The sequence below is a fragment of the Methylorubrum subtropicum genome (genome assembly GCF_038442325.1).
Classification (GTDB): domain Bacteria; phylum Pseudomonadota; class Alphaproteobacteria; order Rhizobiales; family Beijerinckiaceae; genus Methylobacterium; species Methylobacterium subtropicum.
On the sequence record NZ_JBBXMW010000040.1, the window covers coordinates 1 to 17,447 of the forward strand.

17 protein-coding genes and 1 pseudogene are annotated in these 17,447 nt (G+C 69.7%); 12 read left to right on the plus strand and 6 right to left on the minus strand.

From position 1 onward, the window contains the following. Window positions 1-95: 95 nt before the first annotated feature. Both AAHG03_RS27155 and AAHG03_RS26550 read right to left on the minus strand, forming a co-directional pair. Window positions 96-413 (minus strand): DNA methyltransferase, encoded by a 318-nt coding sequence (locus tag AAHG03_RS27155; RefSeq protein WP_412759802.1) that lies wholly within the window; start codon window positions 411-413, stop codon window positions 96-98. A 219-nt stretch (window positions 414-632) separates the two neighbouring features. Further along, window positions 633-773, minus strand: a complete 141-nt coding sequence (locus AAHG03_RS26550; RefSeq protein ID WP_342154788.1) for a hypothetical protein — start codon at window positions 771-773, stop codon at window positions 633-635. Between the two features lie 465 nt (window positions 774-1,238). Between AAHG03_RS26550 and AAHG03_RS26555 the strand changes: the two genes are divergently transcribed. After that, window positions 1,239-2,000, plus strand: a complete 762-nt coding sequence (locus AAHG03_RS26555) for a hypothetical protein (RefSeq protein WP_342154790.1) — start codon at window positions 1,239-1,241, stop codon at window positions 1,998-2,000. Between the two features lie 39 nt (window positions 2,001-2,039). On the opposite strand, the gene AAHG03_RS26560 is transcribed toward AAHG03_RS26555, so the two are convergent. After that, a complete protein-coding gene (locus AAHG03_RS26560) occupies window positions 2,040-4,322 on the minus strand; it encodes a xanthine dehydrogenase family protein molybdopterin-binding subunit (protein ID WP_412759803.1) in 2,283 nt (760 codons plus the stop codon). Next, window positions 4,271-4,498: pseudogene (locus AAHG03_RS26565) on the minus strand ((2Fe-2S)-binding protein); the annotation flags it as partial. The pseudogene AAHG03_RS26565 and the gene AAHG03_RS26560, both read right to left, overlap by 52 nt. 29 nt (window positions 4,499-4,527) lie before the next feature. Between AAHG03_RS26565 and AAHG03_RS26570 the strand changes: the two are divergent. The 9 genes from AAHG03_RS26570 to AAHG03_RS26610 all read left to right on the plus strand — a co-directional run bounded on the left by AAHG03_RS26570 (window position 4,528) and on the right by AAHG03_RS26610 (window position 13,956). Beyond that, entirely contained in the window at window positions 4,528-4,803 is a 276-nt protein-coding gene (locus AAHG03_RS26570) for a hypothetical protein (RefSeq protein WP_342154818.1), read from the plus strand. Between the two features lie 169 nt (window positions 4,804-4,972). After that, window positions 4,973-6,403 carry an 8'-apo-carotenoid 13,14-cleaving dioxygenase gene (locus AAHG03_RS26575; RefSeq protein ID WP_342154794.1) on the plus strand — a complete coding sequence of 477 codons (1,431 nt, stop codon included), beginning with the start codon at window positions 4,973-4,975 and terminating at the stop codon, window positions 6,401-6,403. Window positions 6,404-6,499: 96 nt separating this feature from the next. Further along, window positions 6,500-7,156, plus strand: a complete 657-nt coding sequence (locus AAHG03_RS26580; protein ID WP_342154796.1) for a DUF47 domain-containing protein — start codon at window positions 6,500-6,502, stop codon at window positions 7,154-7,156. 4 nt (window positions 7,157-7,160) lie between these two features. Further along, a complete protein-coding gene (locus tag AAHG03_RS26585) occupies window positions 7,161-8,171 on the plus strand; it encodes an inorganic phosphate transporter (protein ID WP_342154798.1) in 1,011 nt (336 codons plus the stop codon). Window positions 8,172-8,449: 278 nt separating this feature from the next. Then, a complete protein-coding gene (locus tag AAHG03_RS26590; protein WP_342154800.1) occupies window positions 8,450-8,860 on the plus strand; it encodes a response regulator in 411 nt (136 codons plus the stop codon). A 497-nt stretch (window positions 8,861-9,357) separates the two neighbouring features. Then, window positions 9,358-10,446: a glycosyltransferase family 4 protein gene (locus AAHG03_RS26595; RefSeq protein WP_342154802.1), complete on the plus strand. Its 1,089-nt coding sequence runs from the start codon at window positions 9,358-9,360 to the stop codon at window positions 10,444-10,446. Between the two features lie 3 nt (window positions 10,447-10,449). Continuing rightward, window positions 10,450-11,514 (plus strand): glycosyltransferase family 2 protein, encoded by a 1,065-nt coding sequence (locus AAHG03_RS26600; protein ID WP_342154804.1) that lies wholly within the window; start codon window positions 10,450-10,452, stop codon window positions 11,512-11,514. Then, complete coding sequence (locus tag AAHG03_RS26605; protein WP_342154806.1) at window positions 11,511-12,563, plus strand: glycosyltransferase; 1,053 nt, start codon at window positions 11,511-11,513, stop codon at window positions 12,561-12,563. Before AAHG03_RS26600 ends, AAHG03_RS26605 begins: the two co-directional genes overlap by 4 nt. Window positions 12,564-13,191: 628 nt before the next feature. Next, on the plus strand, window positions 13,192-13,956 hold the full coding sequence (locus AAHG03_RS26610; protein ID WP_342154808.1) for a Crp/Fnr family transcriptional regulator: 765 nt from the start codon (window positions 13,192-13,194) through the stop codon (window positions 13,954-13,956). A 3-nt stretch (window positions 13,957-13,959) separates the two neighbouring features. On the opposite strand, the gene AAHG03_RS26615 is transcribed toward AAHG03_RS26610, so the two are convergent. Then, window positions 13,960-14,670: a Crp/Fnr family transcriptional regulator gene (locus AAHG03_RS26615; RefSeq protein WP_342154810.1), complete on the minus strand. Its 711-nt coding sequence runs from the start codon at window positions 14,668-14,670 to the stop codon at window positions 13,960-13,962. Between the two features lie 336 nt (window positions 14,671-15,006). On the opposite strand from AAHG03_RS26615, the gene AAHG03_RS26620 reads away from it, so the two are divergent. Next, window positions 15,007-15,753, plus strand: coding sequence for a Crp/Fnr family transcriptional regulator (locus AAHG03_RS26620; protein WP_342154816.1), 747 nt, complete (start codon window positions 15,007-15,009; stop codon window positions 15,751-15,753). Between the two features lie 178 nt (window positions 15,754-15,931). Next, window positions 15,932-16,204 (plus strand): DUF6894 family protein, encoded by a 273-nt coding sequence (locus AAHG03_RS26625; RefSeq protein WP_342154812.1) that lies wholly within the window; start codon window positions 15,932-15,934, stop codon window positions 16,202-16,204. A 169-nt stretch (window positions 16,205-16,373) separates the two neighbouring features. Here AAHG03_RS26625 and AAHG03_RS26630 read toward each other — a convergent pair whose 3' ends face one another. Then, the gene (locus tag AAHG03_RS26630; protein ID WP_342154814.1) at window positions 16,374-17,225 is read right to left on the minus strand and encodes a glycosyltransferase family 2 protein; all 852 of its coding nucleotides are present in this window, start codon (window positions 17,223-17,225) and stop codon (window positions 16,374-16,376) included. Window positions 17,226-17,447 lie beyond the last annotated feature (222 nt).

Genomic DNA, 17,447 nt, shown 5'->3' on the forward strand with positions numbered 1-17,447 from the left:
CGGCTTCTGCCGGCTTCCGTGCCGGCCCGGATGGCTGCTTCATCTTCGCTCCTGGGGGCTACGATGAACCAGCCATCCTCCGTTCGTGAAGGCCCTCAATCTGTCTCAAAAGTGCTGACGCCGGACATCTCGAAACCAACCGAGTTGATGTTGCTCAATTTGCATTCTATAAGAGTTGTCCCGGCCCCGGCAAATGGATCCAGAACAATGTCCTGAGGTGAACATTGCATACGATCGAGCATATGCTGAACCAGATCCGGTCCGAAGCTGGGCGTCAGCCGAAACCACCGATGGACGCGAGAAGCGAGGCCGGCCTTGAACGTGCTCCTGTTTACATGAATCGGTGAGTATTCATGCTTCAGCCCTCCCGGAGGAAGAGGTTCGGACCCCGATTTCGTATATGGCAGGCTCACCGATAAGGCCTCGTTTCGTTCAGATCATGGTTCGACGATTTTCGAATGACGGCTTTCTTCAGAATTTATTCCTATGTCTGCCTTCCAAACCGCCCGACCAAGGGCTGTTAGCGTCCTCAGCTTTCGTGGCGAAAAGTTAGGAAATCGTTACCCATCTTTAGGATGGACGCCTCTCCATGCCAAGGGAAACATCATTGGCGAGCACGCAATGGTGTGCCCTCACTTTGCCAAAGGATCGGCGTGGCAGTTCTCGATGATCGACCACGGGTTGGCGAGATCGACTTTCTGCGCTTCGAGACCGAGGCGCGCACCTTTCCGAAGAAGCTTCGGGATCAAATCGCCCTCGGCCGGCTCCGCCATGGGCGGGCGTTGACGTCGACTAATCCGGTCAAGCTGGAGAAGATTTGGACGCACAGCAGAAGCCGTCGACGACCGTGACGTTCGTCCACGGGGCGGCCATGCCTGGCCCTCGATCGTGCGGACGAACGGTCGGGTGACGACAGCTTGTTGCTACGTCAAGAAAAGCCCCTTTCGACGATATCGAGGCTCGTCGCGAGGCGCTGGCGACGCTCGAAAGGGCCTTCGCGGAGCGATACGGGGAACGCGCGGTGGACGGCGAGCCCTGTGTTCCACTATCGTTACTTCAAGGTTCGTCAGCGAGGGAGAAGCTGTTCGTAATCCGGCACTCAATGATCGACAAGATACGTGCCGGATTCTGGATAACCAGTGAGGCAGATGTCGATTCTGCATCTCAAATTATTGATGCGCCCATGCACGGCGCAATATCGATCTTGACTCCTCGCAATATATCAAGGACCACGACATATGACTCAAGACACACTCAATGCGCGTTACCGCACGTTTCAAAAGAGCCTGTCGTCAGTCGATCATGAGCTGCTGGATGCTTTCTCGCCGCCCTTGCTTCTGAAGATACCCGATGATTGGCAGCAGGCCGCACATAGAGTGATGTGGATTGGACAAGAAACGGCAGACTGGAGCTGGGAGGGCAAACAACTGAAGGCGGACGGTGTCGATTGGGATTATCCGGACATCATGTCTCTCAAGGATTTTGCAGAGAATGAAATTTCGTTAGATGCGCTTACTTACGGCTACGGTGAGTTTGAATTTGCCGCGAATCATCGCGTGAATCGAAGTCCGTTCTGGAGATATTTCAGGTGGACCATGGATGAAGTTCGCAAGCACGGAAACGTCAGTGCTGTTTGGACGAATGTTGTCCGGTCGTCAGCGAACTCCGATCAGGGATACTCTCTGTGGGCGGTGCCTGACACGCTGAGAGCCGAATTTCTCGCACGGCAACGTGGATTGCTCACCGCGGAGATCGAGATTTTGCAGCCGAGCTTGATAATATTCGTTAGCGGCCCGCACTACGACGGATTTATAGGCCACGAACTCGATGGGTACAAAAGCGTTGCGCTTGCACCATTCACAGTGCGACGAGCGGCTCGATTGCTTCATCCAGTCCTCCCGGAAAACACTTTCCGCACCTATCATCCCGGCTTTCTCAATCGCAACGAATTAGGATTTTCACCGATTCAAGCAATGATCGACCAATACTCCCGAACCTAGCGCATCGTCCCGGATATCGTATCCGGGACGATGCAAGCGTCAGGCACCGGTGAGCCGGGTGTTGGCGATCGGCAGGGCGCGGATGCGCCGGCCGGTCAGCGCCGCGACGGCGTTGAGGATTGCCGGCGGCACGCCCGGCAGACCCGGCTCGCCGACGCCGCCCATCGGCGCGCCGCTCTCGACGATGCGCACGTGGACCTTCGGCATGTGCGCGCGGCGCAGGACCGGATAGGTGTCGTAGTTCTGCGATTGCCGCACGCCGTCGCGGTAGACGATCTGCTCGAAGAGGACCGAGGACAGGCCGAGCGCGGCGGCCGATTCCACCTGCGCCGCGACGATGGCCGGGTTGACGATGCTGCCGGGATCGAACGCGATCCAGAGATTGTGGACGCGGGCCTCGCCGCCCTCCACCGACACTTCCGCGATCGTCGCCGTCTCCGATCCGAACGGCGAGGCCATGGCGAGGCCGCGCGCACGCATCCCGCCCTCGCTCTCGTAGGGGCCGCGCCGCCAGCCGCCGGACATCTCGGCCACCGTCGTGAGGAGGGTGCGGTGCCGCGCGCTGCCGCCGAGGAGCGCCATGCGCAGCGTGAACGGGTCCTGCCCGCCGGCGCCCGCGACCTCGTCCAAAAAGCTTTCGTAGAACGCGTCGTTCATCGAGTGCCCGACCGAGCGCCAGAACGCGATGTTCACGGGATGCGCCACCTTCGTGAAGGTCATGCGCCGGTTGGGCACGGCGTAGGGCTTGCCGACGATGCCCTCGACCGCGGACGGATCGACGGGCGTCTGCATCATCATGCCGAAGTAGCGGCCGATCGGGCCTTCCCCCACCGTGCGGACTGCGAGCGCCGTCGGCTGCCCCGCGGCATCGAGCGCGGCGCGGAAGCGGCTGAAGCTCAAGGGGCGCACCGCGTCGCGGGCGAACTCCTCCTCGCGCGACCACAGCACCTTCACCGGGCGGCCGGTGGCCTTGGCGAGCAGGATCGCCTGGGGGAACGGGTTGCCGGCCTCGTAGGCGAAGTGGCGGCCGAAGAAGCCGCCGAGCATCGGCGAGTGGATGCGCACCTGCGTCGGCGGCACGTCGGCGACCTTCGCCGAGATGGCCTGGAACACCTCCGGCATCTGGTTCGGGAGCCAGACGTCGAGGCTGCCGTCGCCGTTGAAGCGCGCGATGGACGAGGGCGGCTCCAGCTGCGCGTGGGCGAGGTAGGGCGCCTCGTAATCGGCCTCCACCACCTTGGCGGCCGTCGCGAAGGCGGCGGCCACGTCGCCCTCCGCCTCGGCCACGTGGCCCGGCTCGGTCGAGGCCTTGAGGGCTGCGAGCATCCCGTCCGAGGAGAAGTCGGCCGCGACCGTGTCGATGCCGCTCGGTTTCGCCGCCGACCACTCGACGGTCAGCGCCTCAACGGCCTTGCGCGCCCGCCACCAGCTGTCGGCGGCGACCGCCACCGCGCCCGGCAGGCGGTGGATCGAGTGCACGCCCGGCATCGCCTTCACCTCGGCCTCGTTGGCGAGGCGCGTCGGCTCCGTGCCGAGCCGGGGCGCGTGCTGCACGGCGGCGTGGAGCATGCCCTCGACCCGCTGGTCGATGGCGTAGACCGCCCGGCCGGTGGCCTTGTCGCGCACGTCGAGCCGGGGCACCGGCCGGCGGATGTAGCGGAAAGTCTTGGGGTCGCGCAGCGGGACGGATTCGTTCGGCTTCAGCTTCAGCGCGTCGGCCGCCAGCTCGCCGTAGGGCAGCGCGCGGTTCGTGGCGGCGTGGAGCACGACCCCGTCGCGTGTGGTGAGTTCGCCGTCCTGCACCTTGAGCCGGGCGGCGGCGCGGATCATCAGGTCGCGGGCGGTGGCGCCGAGGCGGCGCATGGTGTCGTAGCTCGATCGGGTCGAGAAGCTGCCGCCGGTCATGCGGATGCCGTTCACAACGGCGTAGTCCGGGCCGGGGGCTGCGCATTCCACGACGAAGCGGGCAGGCGGCACGTCGAGTTCCTCGCCGACGATCTGCGCCATTCCGGTGGCGATGCCCTGGCCGCCCTCAACGAAGGGGCTGAGCAGCTTGATGGTGCCGTCCGGGTGGATTTCGAGGAAGGCGGCCACCCGCGTCCCCGGCTTCGGCGCGAGCGCGCCGGCGCCCTCGGCGGGGCCCTGCGCCCCCGCGCGGGCGAGGCGCGTCGGGAGGACGGCGCCGAGGACGAGCGCGCCGCCGGCCGCCGTCAGGAAACTGCGGCGCGACGGCGCCGGGCCGGGAAGGAGCGGGTGCATGGGCGGGCTCCTCAGGCCGCGGCCTGCCGCACGGCGGCGGCGATGGCGTTGTAGGTGCCGCAGCGGCAGAGATTCGTCATCGCCTCGGCGATCTCGTCGTCGCTGGGATGGGGCGTCTGCTTCAGCAGGGCGGTGGCGGCCATGACCTGACCGGACTGGCAGTAGCCGCATTGCGGCACCTGCAGCGCCACCCAGGCCTCGACGACCTTCCGGCCGACCGCGTCCCCCTCGATCGCCTCCCGGACCCCTGTAGCGTTCGCGCAGCCAATTGGAACATAAGGACAAGGCCGAGGCCGTGGCGAGCGGTCGGGTCGCGACGTCCCCCGCGGATGTCCGGGCCCAGTCCGAGAACAAGCCGACCGCCGCCGCGAAGGCCGCACAGGGCGGCCAAGCCTCGGCCACGGCGGACCTCTCCGCCGAGGACAAGATCTCGCAGGCCAAGACGGCCCTGCAGCGCGCCACCGACCTCAACGCCAAGGGCGACCAGAGCTGCCGGGACGCCGTAAAGGAGGCGCGCAACCTCGCCCCCGCCGCGGCGCGCTGACCGCATCCGGGCGGTGCCCCTGCCGCGTCGAGGCGGGGGCATCGTCGGGGGCGAACCGGCCGGCGGTCCCTCGCCGCACTGGCGTCCCGACGGCAAAGGCCTCACGTTCGAAGCGTGTCGGGCGGCGCGGCGTGCCGCCGCCGCCCGACACGTTCGGAGAGCGCCTCGCATGTCCAACCCGGTCCGATCGGCCGTTCGTGCCGTGGCGGAGAGCGGTGTCGCGCTGGTGGCGGCCTGCAATCGCTGGCGGCTGCCGAAAGTGCCGAGCCCCTTCGCGACCGGCATCCATGCGCCGATGCGCGAGGAACTGACGCTCGCCGACCTCCCCGTCACCGGATCGATCCCGGCGGGGCTCGACGGGCGCTATCTCAAGATGGGGGCCAACCCCGTCCGTCCGGCCTCACGCGCGCACGAATGGTTCCTCGGCGACGGCATGGTGCACGGCCTCGCCGTCAGCGAGGGCCGCGTCCGGTGGTACCGCAACCGCTGGATCGGCTCGCGCCTCGCCGCCGCCGCTCTGGGCCGGCCCGCGGCACCGGGGCCGCGCCGGGGACGCAACGACACCGTCAACACCAACGTCGTCGCCATCGGCGGGCGCGCCTTCGCCGTGGTGGAGGCCGGCAGCTTCCCCGTCGCGTTGTCGCAGACCTTGGACGCGCAACGCTACGACCCGTTCGACGGCACGCTCGCCGGGTCCTTCTCGGGGCATCCGCATCGCGACCCGTTCACGGGCGAGACCCACGCGATCGCCTATGACGGGGCCGTCTGGGACGCCGTCCGCCACGTGGTCCTCTCACCCGAGGGCCGCGTCGTGCGCGACGAGGCGATCCCGGTCGAGCACGGCCCCTGCATCCACGATTGCGCGCTCACCGAGCGCTTCGCCATCGTGCTCGACCTGCCGCTCACCTTCTCGATGCGGGCCCTGCTCGCCGGCTACCGCCTGCCGTTCCGCTGGAACCCGTCCCATCGCGCCCGCGTCGGCCTGCTGCCGCGGCACGGCCGAGCGGCCGACGTCGCGTGGTGCGACGTGGAGCCGTGCTTTGTCTTCCACGTCGCCAACGCCTTCGACGAAGCGGACGGCCGGGTGATCCTCGACGTGGTCGCCTATCCGCGGGTGTTCGCATCCGTCGGCGGCGGATTCGACGAGCCGGGCCGGTTCGAGCGCTGGACCGCGGACCCGGCCGCTGGCCGAGTCGAGCGGCGGGTGATCGACCCGACGCCCCAGGAATTTCCCCGCATCGACGAGCGCCGGTTCGGGCGAGCGTATCGCTACGCCTACACCGTCTCGGTCCCGCCCGACGGCGATCCGCAGCTCAGGGGCGCGACGCGGATCTACAAGCACGATCTGGAAACGGGGGAGCGCCGGGTGCACGATTTCGGCGCCGGTCGCGTCCCCGGCGAATTCGTGTTCGTGCCCGCCGCCCCCGACGCGGGCGAGGACGAGGGATGGCTGATGGGGCTCGTCATCGATCCGGGAAACGAGACGACGGACTTCGCCATCCTCGACGCGCGCCGCTTCGAGGCGCCGCCGGTCGCCACGGTCCGGCTGCCCCACCGGATCCCGCCGGGCTTCCACGGCAACTGGTTTCCGGAGGGCTGAAAAGTCGGTTCTCCCTGCGTCCGGTCCGACCCCTCGCTTGAGCTTTGCCGGCTTCTATATGGGGCTCACGGACTCTCCAACGGCGCAAGGTCGGGCATGCTGGGCTGGTTTCGCGCGCTGATGCCGCGAGAGGATCGCTTCTTCGACCTCTTCGAGCGGCATTCCCACACGCTCGTCGCCGCGGCGGAGGCGCTGTACGCGGTGCTGCAGGGCGGCCCCGACGTGGCGCGCCATTGTCAAACCGTCGTCGAGCAGGAGCGCGCGGCCGACGCGATCACCGCCGAGGTGCTGCTCGCCGTGCGGCGCAGCTTCATCACCCCGTTCGACCGCGGCGACATCAAGGATCTGATCCAGTCGATGGACGACGCCGTCGATCAGATGAACAAGACCGTGAAGGCGATCCAGCTCTACGAGTTGCAGGCGTTCGATCCGCTGATGCGGGAGATGGGCGGCACGGTGGTGGAGGCCGCTCGCCTCACCGTCGAGGTGGTGCCGCTCCTGAGCGCGGTCGGCACGCACGCGGCCCGCATCAATCAGATCACCGAGGCGATCACGCGGGTCGAGGGCCGCTCGGACGAACTCGAACAGCAGGGCCTGAAGCGCCTCTACCGCGCTCACCGTCACGACGGCGGGGACGGCAACGCCATGGCCTACATCATCGGCACCGAGATCTACGGCCATCTGGAGGACGTGGTCGATCGCTTCGAGGACGTCGCCAACGAGATCAGCGGCATCGTGATCGAGAACGTGTGATCCCATGGAGACCGCGACCCTCGCGCTGCCCTACCTGATCGCTTTGATCGGGATCGCGCTGTTCTTCGACTTCCTCAACGGCCTGCACGATGCGGCCAACTCCATCGCCACCATCGTCTCGACCCGCGTGCTGCGCCCGCAATACGCGGTGCTGTGGGCGGCCTTCTTCAACTTCATCGCGTTCCTGTTCTTCGGCCTGCACGTAGCGCAGACGCTGGGCACCGGCATCGTCGATGCGGGCATCGTCGATCCGCAGGTGATCCTGAGCGCGCTCGTCGGCGCCATCGTCTGGAACGTGGCGACGTGGATCTTCGGCATCCCGTCGAGTTCCTCGCATGCCCTGATCGGCGGCCTCGTCGGGGCCGGCATCACCAAGGCGGGCCCGAGCGTCGTGGTCTGGTCCGGCCTCGGCAAGACCGTGGCGGCCATCGTGCTCTCGCCGCTCATCGGCTTCGTGCTGGCGCTGCTGCTCGTGCTCGTCGTCTCGTGGGCCTGCGTGCGGGCGACGCCGTTCGGGGTCGATCGCACCTTCCGCGGGCTGCAATTCGTCTCGGCCTCGCTCTACTCGCTCGGCCACGGCGGCAACGACGCCCAGAAGACCATGGGCATCATCGCGGTGCTGCTCTACGCGCAGGGCCATCTCGGCCAGGACTTCCACGTGCCGCTCTGGGTGGTGCTGTCCTGCCAGTCCGCGATGGCGCTCGGCACCCTGTCGGGCGGCTGGCGCATCGTCCACACGATGGGCTCGCGCATCACCCGGCTCAACCCGATGCAGGGCTTCTGCGCCGAGACCGGGGGCGCCATCACCCTGTTCCTCGCCACTTGGCTCGGCGTGCCGGTCTCGACCACCCACACCATCACCGGGGCCATCGTCGGCGTGGGTGCCGCGCGGCGGGCCTCCGCCGTGCGCTGGGGGGTGGCCGGCAACATCGTGATCGCCTGGGTCGTCACCCTGCCGGCGGCGGCGGGCATCTCCGCCGCCTGCTACCTTCTGACGAGACTCGTCGCGCCGTGAGGCGTCGCGGCGGCCTCGCTTGCCGCGAAGGGCGGCGCACGGGCCCGGATCGACGCTCGGGCGGGCCGCTTCGTCCCGGCGTGCCCGTGCCGTCGCGTCCAGGCCGGCCGGGAAGAAGCCGGCCAGGAACCGGTTGACCCCGCAGCGCACGCGCGGGACCCTGCAACCCGCGGCGGGGTTTCTCGTTGGATCATCACGGCCCCCGCGAGGGTGGCATCGCCGAAAACGGACAAGTCGGCGAGCCACTTGGGTCAGCGGGGGCAATCGGGGAGAGCCAGGTGGCGAGCCAGATCGAGACGACGAATCCGCAGGACGAGCGCGCAGGCGACCGCCCCGTCATCCTCCTCGTGGAGGACGAGGCGCTGACCATCATGGATCTCGGCGACGTGCTGGAGGACGGCGGCTACGACACGGTGCAATGCGCCTCCGCCGAGCGCGCGCTGTCGATCCTCCAGACCCGGCCGGACATCTGCGGCCTCGTGACCGACGTGGAATTGTCGGGCCGCGTCAACGGCTTCGAGCTGGCGAACTCGGTCGCCCAGGCCCGGCCCGAACTGCCGATCCTCATCGTCTCCGGCCGCGCCGCCCCCGATCCCGAGCGCATGCCGGCGGGCGCGCAGTTCATCGCGCGGCCGTGCGCGGGCGAGGACATTCTGGCGCGGCTGAAGGGGCTGATGCCGACCTGCTGATTTTTCCGGTTTTATTTCTTCAGGAAAACGAAGTTCGATCCGAAGCGCTTAGGTCTATTGCGGCCAAGTGGACGATGGCCCGCGCGGATGCTGCGGCCCCCCTCTCCCCGCACGCGGGGAGAGGGTCGCGACGACCTCGTCGTCGGCGCGACGAGCGGTAGCGGGGGTGAGGGGGCTTCGACGGAAGAGGCTCCTGCGGACAAGCCCCCTCACCTTCGCCTGCCGCCTCGCTTCGGCGACGACGAGGTCGCCGAAGCCCTCTCCCCGCACAGCGGGGCGAGGGGATGCACGGCGACCGCCGCACGCTTCCTGACGCGTCGAAACCTCGGATTCACCCTGCGGCCACCTGTCCGACCTTGGCCGCGGAGAAAAACCCTCATTCGATGAATTCGCCGTTCATCCACCGTTCGAACGGCGCGGGCGATGGTGGGGCGTGAAGCCTGGCCGTGGGAGTCCCCGCGGCCCGCCCCAAGAACCGCCGACGCCGGACGCCTCCCTTGAAGATCGCCGTCATCGCCCATCTCAAGTTCCCGATCGGCCAGCCCTATCTCGGCGGCTTGGAGATGCACACGCATCACCTCGCCGGCGCGCTGCGGCGGCGAGGCCACCGGGTCACGCTGTTCGCCTCGGAAGGCTCCGATCCGGCACTCGTGCCCGATCCGGTCTGCCCGCCGACCGGCGACGCGCTCGGCGACCCCATCGCCTTCGAGCGGATCGCCCGGGCCGAGCACGCGGCCTACGAGCGGATCGTGGACATGGTCGATCGCGGCGGATTCGACGTGATCCACAACAACAGCCTCCACCCGCTGCCGCTGAAGGCCAGCCACACGCTGGCCGCCCCGATGGTGACGGCGCTCCACACCCCGCCCTTCGATTCGCTGACCGAGGGCGTGGTGGCGGCCAAGCCCGGCATGCTCTTCGCCGCGGTCTCGCCCTCACTGGCGCAGGAATGGGCCGAACTGGCGCCGAACGCCCGCATCGTCGGCAACGGCATCGATCTGGCGACCTTCGCCTTCAGCCATGCGGCCGCCCCCGCGCCCTACGTGTTCTGGAGCGGGCGGATCGTGCCGGAGAAGGGCACGCATCTGGCCATCGACGCGGCGCGCGCCGCCGGCCTCCGCCTGCGCTTTGCCGGCCCGCAGCCGAACCCGCGCTACTGGGACGAGTGGATCGCCCCGCGGCTGGGCGCGGGCGTCGAGTATGTCGGCCATCTCTCGCACGCCGAGTTGGCCCGCGAACTCGGCGGCGCGCGCGCCGCCATCGTCTCGCCGCGCTGGGAGGAGCCGTTCGGCCTCGTCGTCGCCGAGGCGCTCGCCTGCGGCACGCCGGTCGCGGCGTTCGCCCGCGGCGCCATCCCCGACATCGTCGATCGCTGGTCCGGCGCGCTGGCCCGCGCCGACGACGTCGAGGATCTGGCCCGCGCCATCACCCGCGCGGTCGGGCTGGAGCGCCGCGCCTGCCGCAGCCGCGCCGAGACCCTCTACGACGCCGAGGTGATGACCGACGGCTACGAGGATCTCTACCGCGAGGTGCTCTACGGCGCCGCCCCCGCGCGCCGGCCCGTCCTCGAACGCCTGATCGCCTGAGCCATGCCCGTGCTTCCCGGCCCGGCCGTCGTCTGCGTCCCGGCCCGCAACGAGGTCGAGCGGCTGCCGCGCCTGCTCGCCGCCCTCGGCCGACAGGACGGCTTTTCCGCCACCCGCCGCCTGCGGGTGGTGGTGGTCGCCAACAACTGCACCGACGGCACCGCCGCAGTTGTGCGCGATAGGCCGCTCGCCACGATCGACCTGCGCCTGATCGAGGCGACGTTTTCGGGCGCCGACGCCCATGTCGGCACCGCGCGCCGCCGCGCCCTCGATGTCGGCGCCGACTGGCTGGAGGCGGAGGGCGCGCCGGACGGCGTGCTGCTGACCACCGACGCCGACGCCCGGCTCGACCCGTCCTGGGTCGCGGCCAACCTCGCCGCGCTCGAGCAGGCCGAGATCGTCGGCGGGCGCCTCGTCATCGACGACGAGGGGGACGCCGACCCCGTGCTCGCCGCCTTCCACGCGCGGGTCGAGCGCTACTGGGCCGGCGTGCGCCGCTTGGAGGATACCCTCGATCCGCCGCCGCACGATCCGGCCCCGCGCCACGGCGACCATACCGGCGGGAGCCTCGCGCTCCGGGCCTCACTCTACCGCGCGGTCGGCGGGCTGCCCGCGATCCCGCGCGGCGAGGACAACGCGCTGGTCGCCGCCGTGCAGCGGGCGGGCGGGCGCCTGCGCCACTGCCCCGCCGTCTCGGTGCGGGTCTCGGCCCGCACCGCCGGCCGCGCGGAAGGCGGCATGGCCGTCGAGATGCTGCGCCGCGCCCGCGTGGTGCAGGGCGGCGAGGCCTACCGCCTGCCCACCGCCGCGTTCTGGCGCGACCACGTCGCCCGCCGCGCCCGGTTGCGCCGGCTCTGGCGCGAGGGCCGGGCTGCCGAGGCGCTGACCGGGCTGAGCCACGAGGACCGCGCCGCGATCCTGACCGACTGCCCCAACGACATCGCCTTCGTCGAGCGGACGCTCGCCCGCCTCGCACCGAACGATCCGCCCGCCCCCGAATGCCCGCTCGACCGGGCGCTCGCCGACCTCGACGCCCTGGCCGCCGACCTCCGGCAGGACGCGGCGTGACGCGCCCCATCGGCTACTACGTCCACCATCAGGGCGCGGGGCACTGGCAGCGGGCGGTGGCGCTGGCCGGCGCGCTCCGGACGCTCGGGCGGCCCTGCACCCTGATGGGCACGTTTTCGGACGTGGACACCACCGGGGCGCCCGGCCCGGTCATCGATCTGCCCGACGATCGGCTGGCGGGCGCCTTCGACGGGCGGGACGGCACGGCAAGCCGCCCCGACGCGCTCCACTACGCGCCGCTCGACCATGCGGGCGTCCGCGCCCGCATGGGCCGGATCGCCGCCTGGGCGACGGAAGCGAATCCGGCGCTGCTGATCGTCGACGTGTCCTGCGAGGTCGCGCTGTTCGCTCGCCTCCTCTCGGTGCCGAGCCTCGTCGTGCGGCTTTCCGGCTCGCGCACCGACACGCCCCATCTCGAAGCGTTTCGCGCCGCGAGCCGCCTGCTGGCGCCGTTTCCGCAAGCCCTCGACGGCGGCGACGTGCCGGACTGGGTGCGCGACAAGACGATCTTTTCGGGCTTCCTGGGCGCGGAGCCGGCGCCGGCTCGGCCCGAGGATGGGCGCATCGTCGTCGTGTTCGGCCGCGGCGGTGAGGGCGGCGACCGTGCCCGGCTCTGCGAGGCCGCCGCCGCCGTGCCGAAGCGCGACTGGCACGTGCTCGGGCCGGTCAGCGGCTCCGGCCCGCTCCCGAAGAATCTGCCAAAGAACCTGCACCTCCATGGCTGGGTCGGCGACGTGCGCCCGCATCTGGCGCCGGCCGGCCTCGTCGTCGGCGGCGCGGGCGACGGCCTCGTCACCGCGGTCGCGGCCGAAGGCAAGCGCTTCCTCTGCCTGCCCGAGCCCCGCGCCTACGGCGAGCAGGAGGCCAAGGCCGAGGGGCTCGCCCGCCTCGGCGCGGCCATCGTCCACGCCGGATGGCCGGAGGCCGGCGCTTGGCCGGGGCTGATCGCGCAAGGTCTCGCCCTCGACCCGGCCCGCATCCGGGCGCTCGCCGAGCCCGACGCCCTGCACCGCACGGCGGCGGCGATCGAGGCGTTGTGCCGGGGTTGAGCGAATGTTCCGGCGCTCGTTTCCATGAACCGTCCTCAGAGCACGATGCGGAAAAATGGAATCCGGTTTTCCGAAATCATCGTGCGACCACAAGGAGATGGAGCGTGCTGCTGTTTCCGTGAAACAGCAGCACGCTCCAGACGGCTGCGCATCGCCGCGACACCGCAGGATGAGGCGGGCGAATTCGGCAAACAAAGGTAATAAGCGTCCTGATCGATTGCGGGCAATCGAGCTGAGCATTACGCTTTAACCGAACCTTAATTCTCAAAGCCTTCCTCATTCGTCCGATGTCTCAGCCTATTCGGAAAGGTATGCACCGGATTGCCTCGGGCCGGCTTCGTAACAGCGGAGATGAGCCGTTGCATCCATTGATGGTGCCGCCCTCGTTACACCCGCAAATACCGCTGCCCGTGTAATTCCCGGCGCTATGCTTTGTACGCTATCGTACCGATCGCCAAAATACGCCTCTGGTTCAATATCGTTTACAACTCATCCTGTTAATGATGGGACATCGCGAAGTGTCCGATTTCGGACCCTTCTTCGCACGCATGCATTTTTCCCGTCGCGTTCCGCCGCCAATCGGATATGCGCCGGGTGCTTTCTCTTGCTCAGTTCCCGAACAACACCCTTGCCCGATCTCTCAACCTACCAGAACCGACTGTTGGCCCGGCTCGGGCCCGACGACCTCGCGCTCCTGCAGCCGCATCTGGAGCCCGTGGACCTGCCCGTCGGCATGGTGGTGATCGAGCCCGATCAGCCCATCACCCACGCGGTGTTCCCCGAGACCGGCCTGTGCTCGGTGATCGCGAGCTTGCAGGAGCGCAGCCGGGTCGAGATCGGGCTCTACGGGCGCGACGGGCTCGTCGGCACCGTGCTGGCCCTCGGCAGCAACCGGGTGCCGCACCAGACCTTCATGCAGGTGTCGGGCACCGGCTTACGGATCGAGGCCGGGGCGCTGACGCGGGCGATCGAGGCCAGCGCGAGCTTGCGCCTGCTGATCCTGCGCTACACCCAGACCTTCCTGATCCAGACGGCGCAGACGGCGCTCGCCAATGCCAGCGCGCCGGCCGAGGAGCGGCTCGCCCGCTGGCTGGTGATGTACCACGACCGCCAGGACGGCGACGACCTCTCGGTCACCCACGAATTCCTGTCGATGATGCTCGGCGTGCGCCGGCCCACCGTCACCGTCGCCCTGCAGATGCTGGAAGGCGCCGGGCTGGTGCGGGCGCAGCGCGCCCGGGTGCGGGTGCTCGACCGCCGCGGCCTGACCGAGGCCGCCGGCCCCGCCTACGGCCCGGCCGAGGCCGAGTACGAGCGGCTGATCGGCCCGCTGCGCCGCGACGCCGAAGCGCCGGCCCAGCCGAGCGGCGCGGCGCAGGACGCCGCGGGCTGAACTTCACGCCCGCCCGAGCAGGCGCTCGTACTCGGCCTCCGCCGGGCCGTAGCTGTCGCCCGCGCATTCGGCCAGGCGCGTCCGGTCGAGCACGGTGATGCAGCCGCGCCGGGCCTGGATCAGCCGGGCGCCCTCCAGGATGTGCAGCGCCGTCGTCACCCCCGGTCGGCGCACGCCGAGCATCGTCGCCATGAAGTCGTGGGTGAGCGGCAGGTCGTCCCGGCGCAGGCGGTCCTGCGTCATCAGGATCCAGCGGGCGAGCCGCGTCTCGATGGTGTGGTCGGTGTTGGCGTAGACCGTCTGCCCGACCTGCACGATCAGGCTCTGCACGTAGCGCCCGAGCACGCTCCGCAGCGACGCGCTGGCCGCGAGCGCGTCGCCGAGCGCCGCGGCCTCGATCCGCAGCGCCGTGCCCTCCGCCTGCACCAGGGCGACGTGGGGCGTGCGGTCGGTGCCGAGCAGCAGCGGCACGCCGACCAGGCCCTCGAAGCCGGTCAGCCCGACCTCGACCCGGCCCTCGCCGGTGTCGGCGATCAGGGAGACGAGCCCCTCCTCCGGAAAGAACGCGTGGGGAATCGGCCGGTCGGCCTCGATCAGCACCTGACGGAACGCCAGCGGCACCCGCTCCAGATGCGGGGCGAGGCGCGAAAAGTCCTCCGCCGTCACGGCGGCGAGGAGGCGGTTGCGACAGTCGGAGGGCCGAAGCGTGGGCATGACGCAGCTCGCGGTCAGGGCAAGAGCGCACGCCGTCTCCCAGCCGCCCGCGCCCGAATCCTTCGGCGGACGATGTTTTCCATATAGGCCGCGCCCGGCCCCCGGACACCAGCCGGGACCGTCATTCGGGACCGCGGCGATGGCCCCTGTACGGTTTCGGACAAAGTCCGAAGAGCCTATTCCCGAGAATGGTCCGGTCGGATACGACGCGTTCATGACCTTTTCGGGCTTGGCAAGTCTTCGCGTGCCTGATTTCTTTGAAACATATGTTGCTTTGAGCGATCGATCCGGGCACGGAGACTTGGCCGACCCCGAACCGATGCTCGGGTGCGCTCCATGACCGGCCTGTCGGGCCAGCCCGGCACGGGCCTTCGCCCCCCGCCGGGGCCGCTCGACGGGATGGCCGGTCCCTTGAGCCGGCGCCTCGGCCTACACGTCCCCCTCTCCGGCGACGACCTCGCGGCCTTGTCTCAGCTCGCCGTCCGGGAGACGGTCGTCGTCGCCCACACCGATCTCGTGCGCCAGGGCGAGCCGGCGGAGAACGCCTTCCTCGTGCTGGAGGGGATCGCGGCCCGCTACGTCCAGCGGGCGTCAGGCGCCCGCCAGATCCTCGCCCTGCTGCTGCCCGGCGACCTGTGCGACCCCGACCTCGCCCATCTGGAGCGCTGGGACCACGGCATCGCCACGCTCTCGCATTGCCGGATCGCGCGGGTGCCGCGGGCGGCCCTGGAGGAGCTGATCGCCACCCGCCCCGCCGTCGCGCTGGGCTTAAGGCGGACCAAGCTGGAGGCCGAGGCGCGCAGCCGGGCGTGGCTGACGGCGCTCGGCATCGGGCTCGCGACCGAGCGGCTGCTGCGGGTGTTTCGCGAAGTCATCGACCGGATGCACGCGGTGGGGTTGGCCGAGCGCAACGAGGGCCCGCTGCCGCTGACCCAGGTGGACATGGCCGAGTGCATCGGCACCAGCACGGTCCACGTCAACCGCGTGCTGCAGGACCTGCGCCGCTCCGGCATGGTGGAGCTGAAGGGCAACCGCCTGCGCCTGCTCGACCGCGCCGGGCTCGACGCCCTGTCCGGGGAATAGAGCATCGGCCCGAAAGGTGGAAACCGGCTTTCGGAAAGAGCCGATGCGGCACGAGAACCCATCGCATCGTCCTCGATGCGATGGACCGGTAGCGTACCGATCGCCGCATTCCCTGAAAGGTTAAGGACGCCGTCCGCGGGGCGGCGCAGTGTAGGGCTCAACCTTCGAGGACGCGATCATGCGCCTCTACATCGACATCGTCGACGGGGACGCCTTCACCCGCGACGAGGACGGGCTCGACTTCGCCAGTCTCGACGAGGCCTGCGCGGCCGCCGTCGCCCTGCTGCCGGCGCTCGCCCGCGACGCGGTGCAGGGCTCCCGCCGCCGCGCCGCGATGCTCCATGAGCGCGAACGCTGCATCGCCGCCGAGATCCGCGACGGCGCCGGCACCGTCCTGTTCCGCACCCGCCTGCGGCTCGACATGGAGTGGCCGGGAAGCGGACGCGCCTGACGGCCTCCCCTCTCCCATCCAACCCCCTCATCCTGAGGTGCGCAGCCGAAGGCGGAGCCTCGAAGGAGGGCTCCAGGGATCGCGAGACCTCTGGAGCCCTCCTTCGAGGCCGCTGCGCGGCACCTCAGGATGAGGGGGTGGGGTGGAATGGCCGCCCTCGAAAAAAGCCTCAGAACGGCCGGTCCGCCGGCACCCTGGCCGCCGCGATCTCCTCCGCGTTCGGCGGGCGCAGCACCGTGATGTCGGGCTCGCGCTCCGCCGCGATCAGGCCGAGGCGGGCGAAGGCGTCGAGCCAGCCGTCCATCGGCCACAGGCCGTGGCGGGCGCGGAAGCGCCGGGCGTTGCGGACGATGTCGGCGAAGTGCTGGAGCGGCGGATCGCAGGAGAGGTGGTGCTGGTGGAAGGCCGGGGGCACGCCCGCGAGCATCACCGGCACGCCGGCTTCCGCGGCGCGGAAGGCGAGATCGGTGTCCTCGGCGCCGTAGCCGTCGAACCCCTCGTCGAAGCCGCCGAGCCGGTCCCAGGTCGAGGCCCGCACCGCGAAGGCGAGCGACCAGAACAGTCCGGGATTTTTTGTCGGTTCGACGCCGTGCTCGGGAAACGGACGGGCCGGGTGCAGCGCGCCGACGCGCATCAGGTCGGCCTCCGTCCAGCCGTCCCGCACGGCGTTTGCCGGCAGGTAGCGGATCGGCCCGCAGACCAGGGCGTCGTGCGCACCTGCGGCTGCGGCGAGGCCGGCGACGAGCCCGGCGGAGGGAATGCAATCGACGTCGAGATAGACGAGGAGATCGCCCCGCGCCGCCATGCGCCCGGCATTGCGGGCGGCGGCGAGCGGCAACCCGTCGCTCGGCAGCGCCACCCGGCGCAGCGGGAACGGGGTTTCGGGGAGCGGTGCCGGATCGCGGCCCATCTCGACCAGGATGCACTCGGAGGGCGCGGGCCCGCGGGCGAGCCCCTCGATCAGGCGCGCGAGATGGGCCTCGCGCCCCTTGTTGAGCGTGACGACGCTGATGTGGCTCACGGGGCTCAAGGTTCCGGCGGATGGTGCGGGCGTTGTGCCGGGGCGATCCTGAAACGGGGATGAAGGGCGCTCTGGCCGAGCGGTTTCGAGCGCGGGTCCCCTCCCCCTTGCGGCAGGGCTATCGCATTTGGGTGATGAGGTCGGCGAGGAAGTCGTCGTCCCATCCGGCCAGTTGCCGCTTGGTGTGCAAGGAGCCCTTAGCGGTGTCCTGGCGCAGGATGG

Coding starts and splice junctions, on each gene's coding strand:
- AAHG03_RS26550 (WP_342154788.1), bottom strand. CDS start 773: ATGGCGGAGCCGGCCGAGGGCGATTTGATCCCGAAGCTTCTTCGGAAA.
- AAHG03_RS26625 (WP_342154812.1), top strand. CDS start 15,932: ATGCGCCTCTACATCGACATCGTCGACGGGGACGCCTTCACCCGCGAC.
- AAHG03_RS26600 (WP_342154804.1), top strand. CDS start 10,450: ATGCCCGTGCTTCCCGGCCCGGCCGTCGTCTGCGTCCCGGCCCGCAAC.
- AAHG03_RS26620 (WP_342154816.1), top strand. CDS start 15,007: ATGACCGGCCTGTCGGGCCAGCCCGGCACGGGCCTTCGCCCCCCGCCG.
- AAHG03_RS26585 (WP_342154798.1), top strand. CDS start 7,161: ATGGAGACCGCGACCCTCGCGCTGCCCTACCTGATCGCTTTGATCGGG.
- AAHG03_RS26575 (WP_342154794.1), top strand. CDS start 4,973: ATGTCCAACCCGGTCCGATCGGCCGTTCGTGCCGTGGCGGAGAGCGGT.
- AAHG03_RS26555 (WP_342154790.1), top strand. CDS start 1,239: ATGACTCAAGACACACTCAATGCGCGTTACCGCACGTTTCAAAAGAGC.
- AAHG03_RS26580 (WP_342154796.1), top strand. CDS start 6,500: ATGCTGGGCTGGTTTCGCGCGCTGATGCCGCGAGAGGATCGCTTCTTC.
- AAHG03_RS26615 (WP_342154810.1), bottom strand. CDS start 14,670: ATGCCCACGCTTCGGCCCTCCGACTGTCGCAACCGCCTCCTCGCCGCC.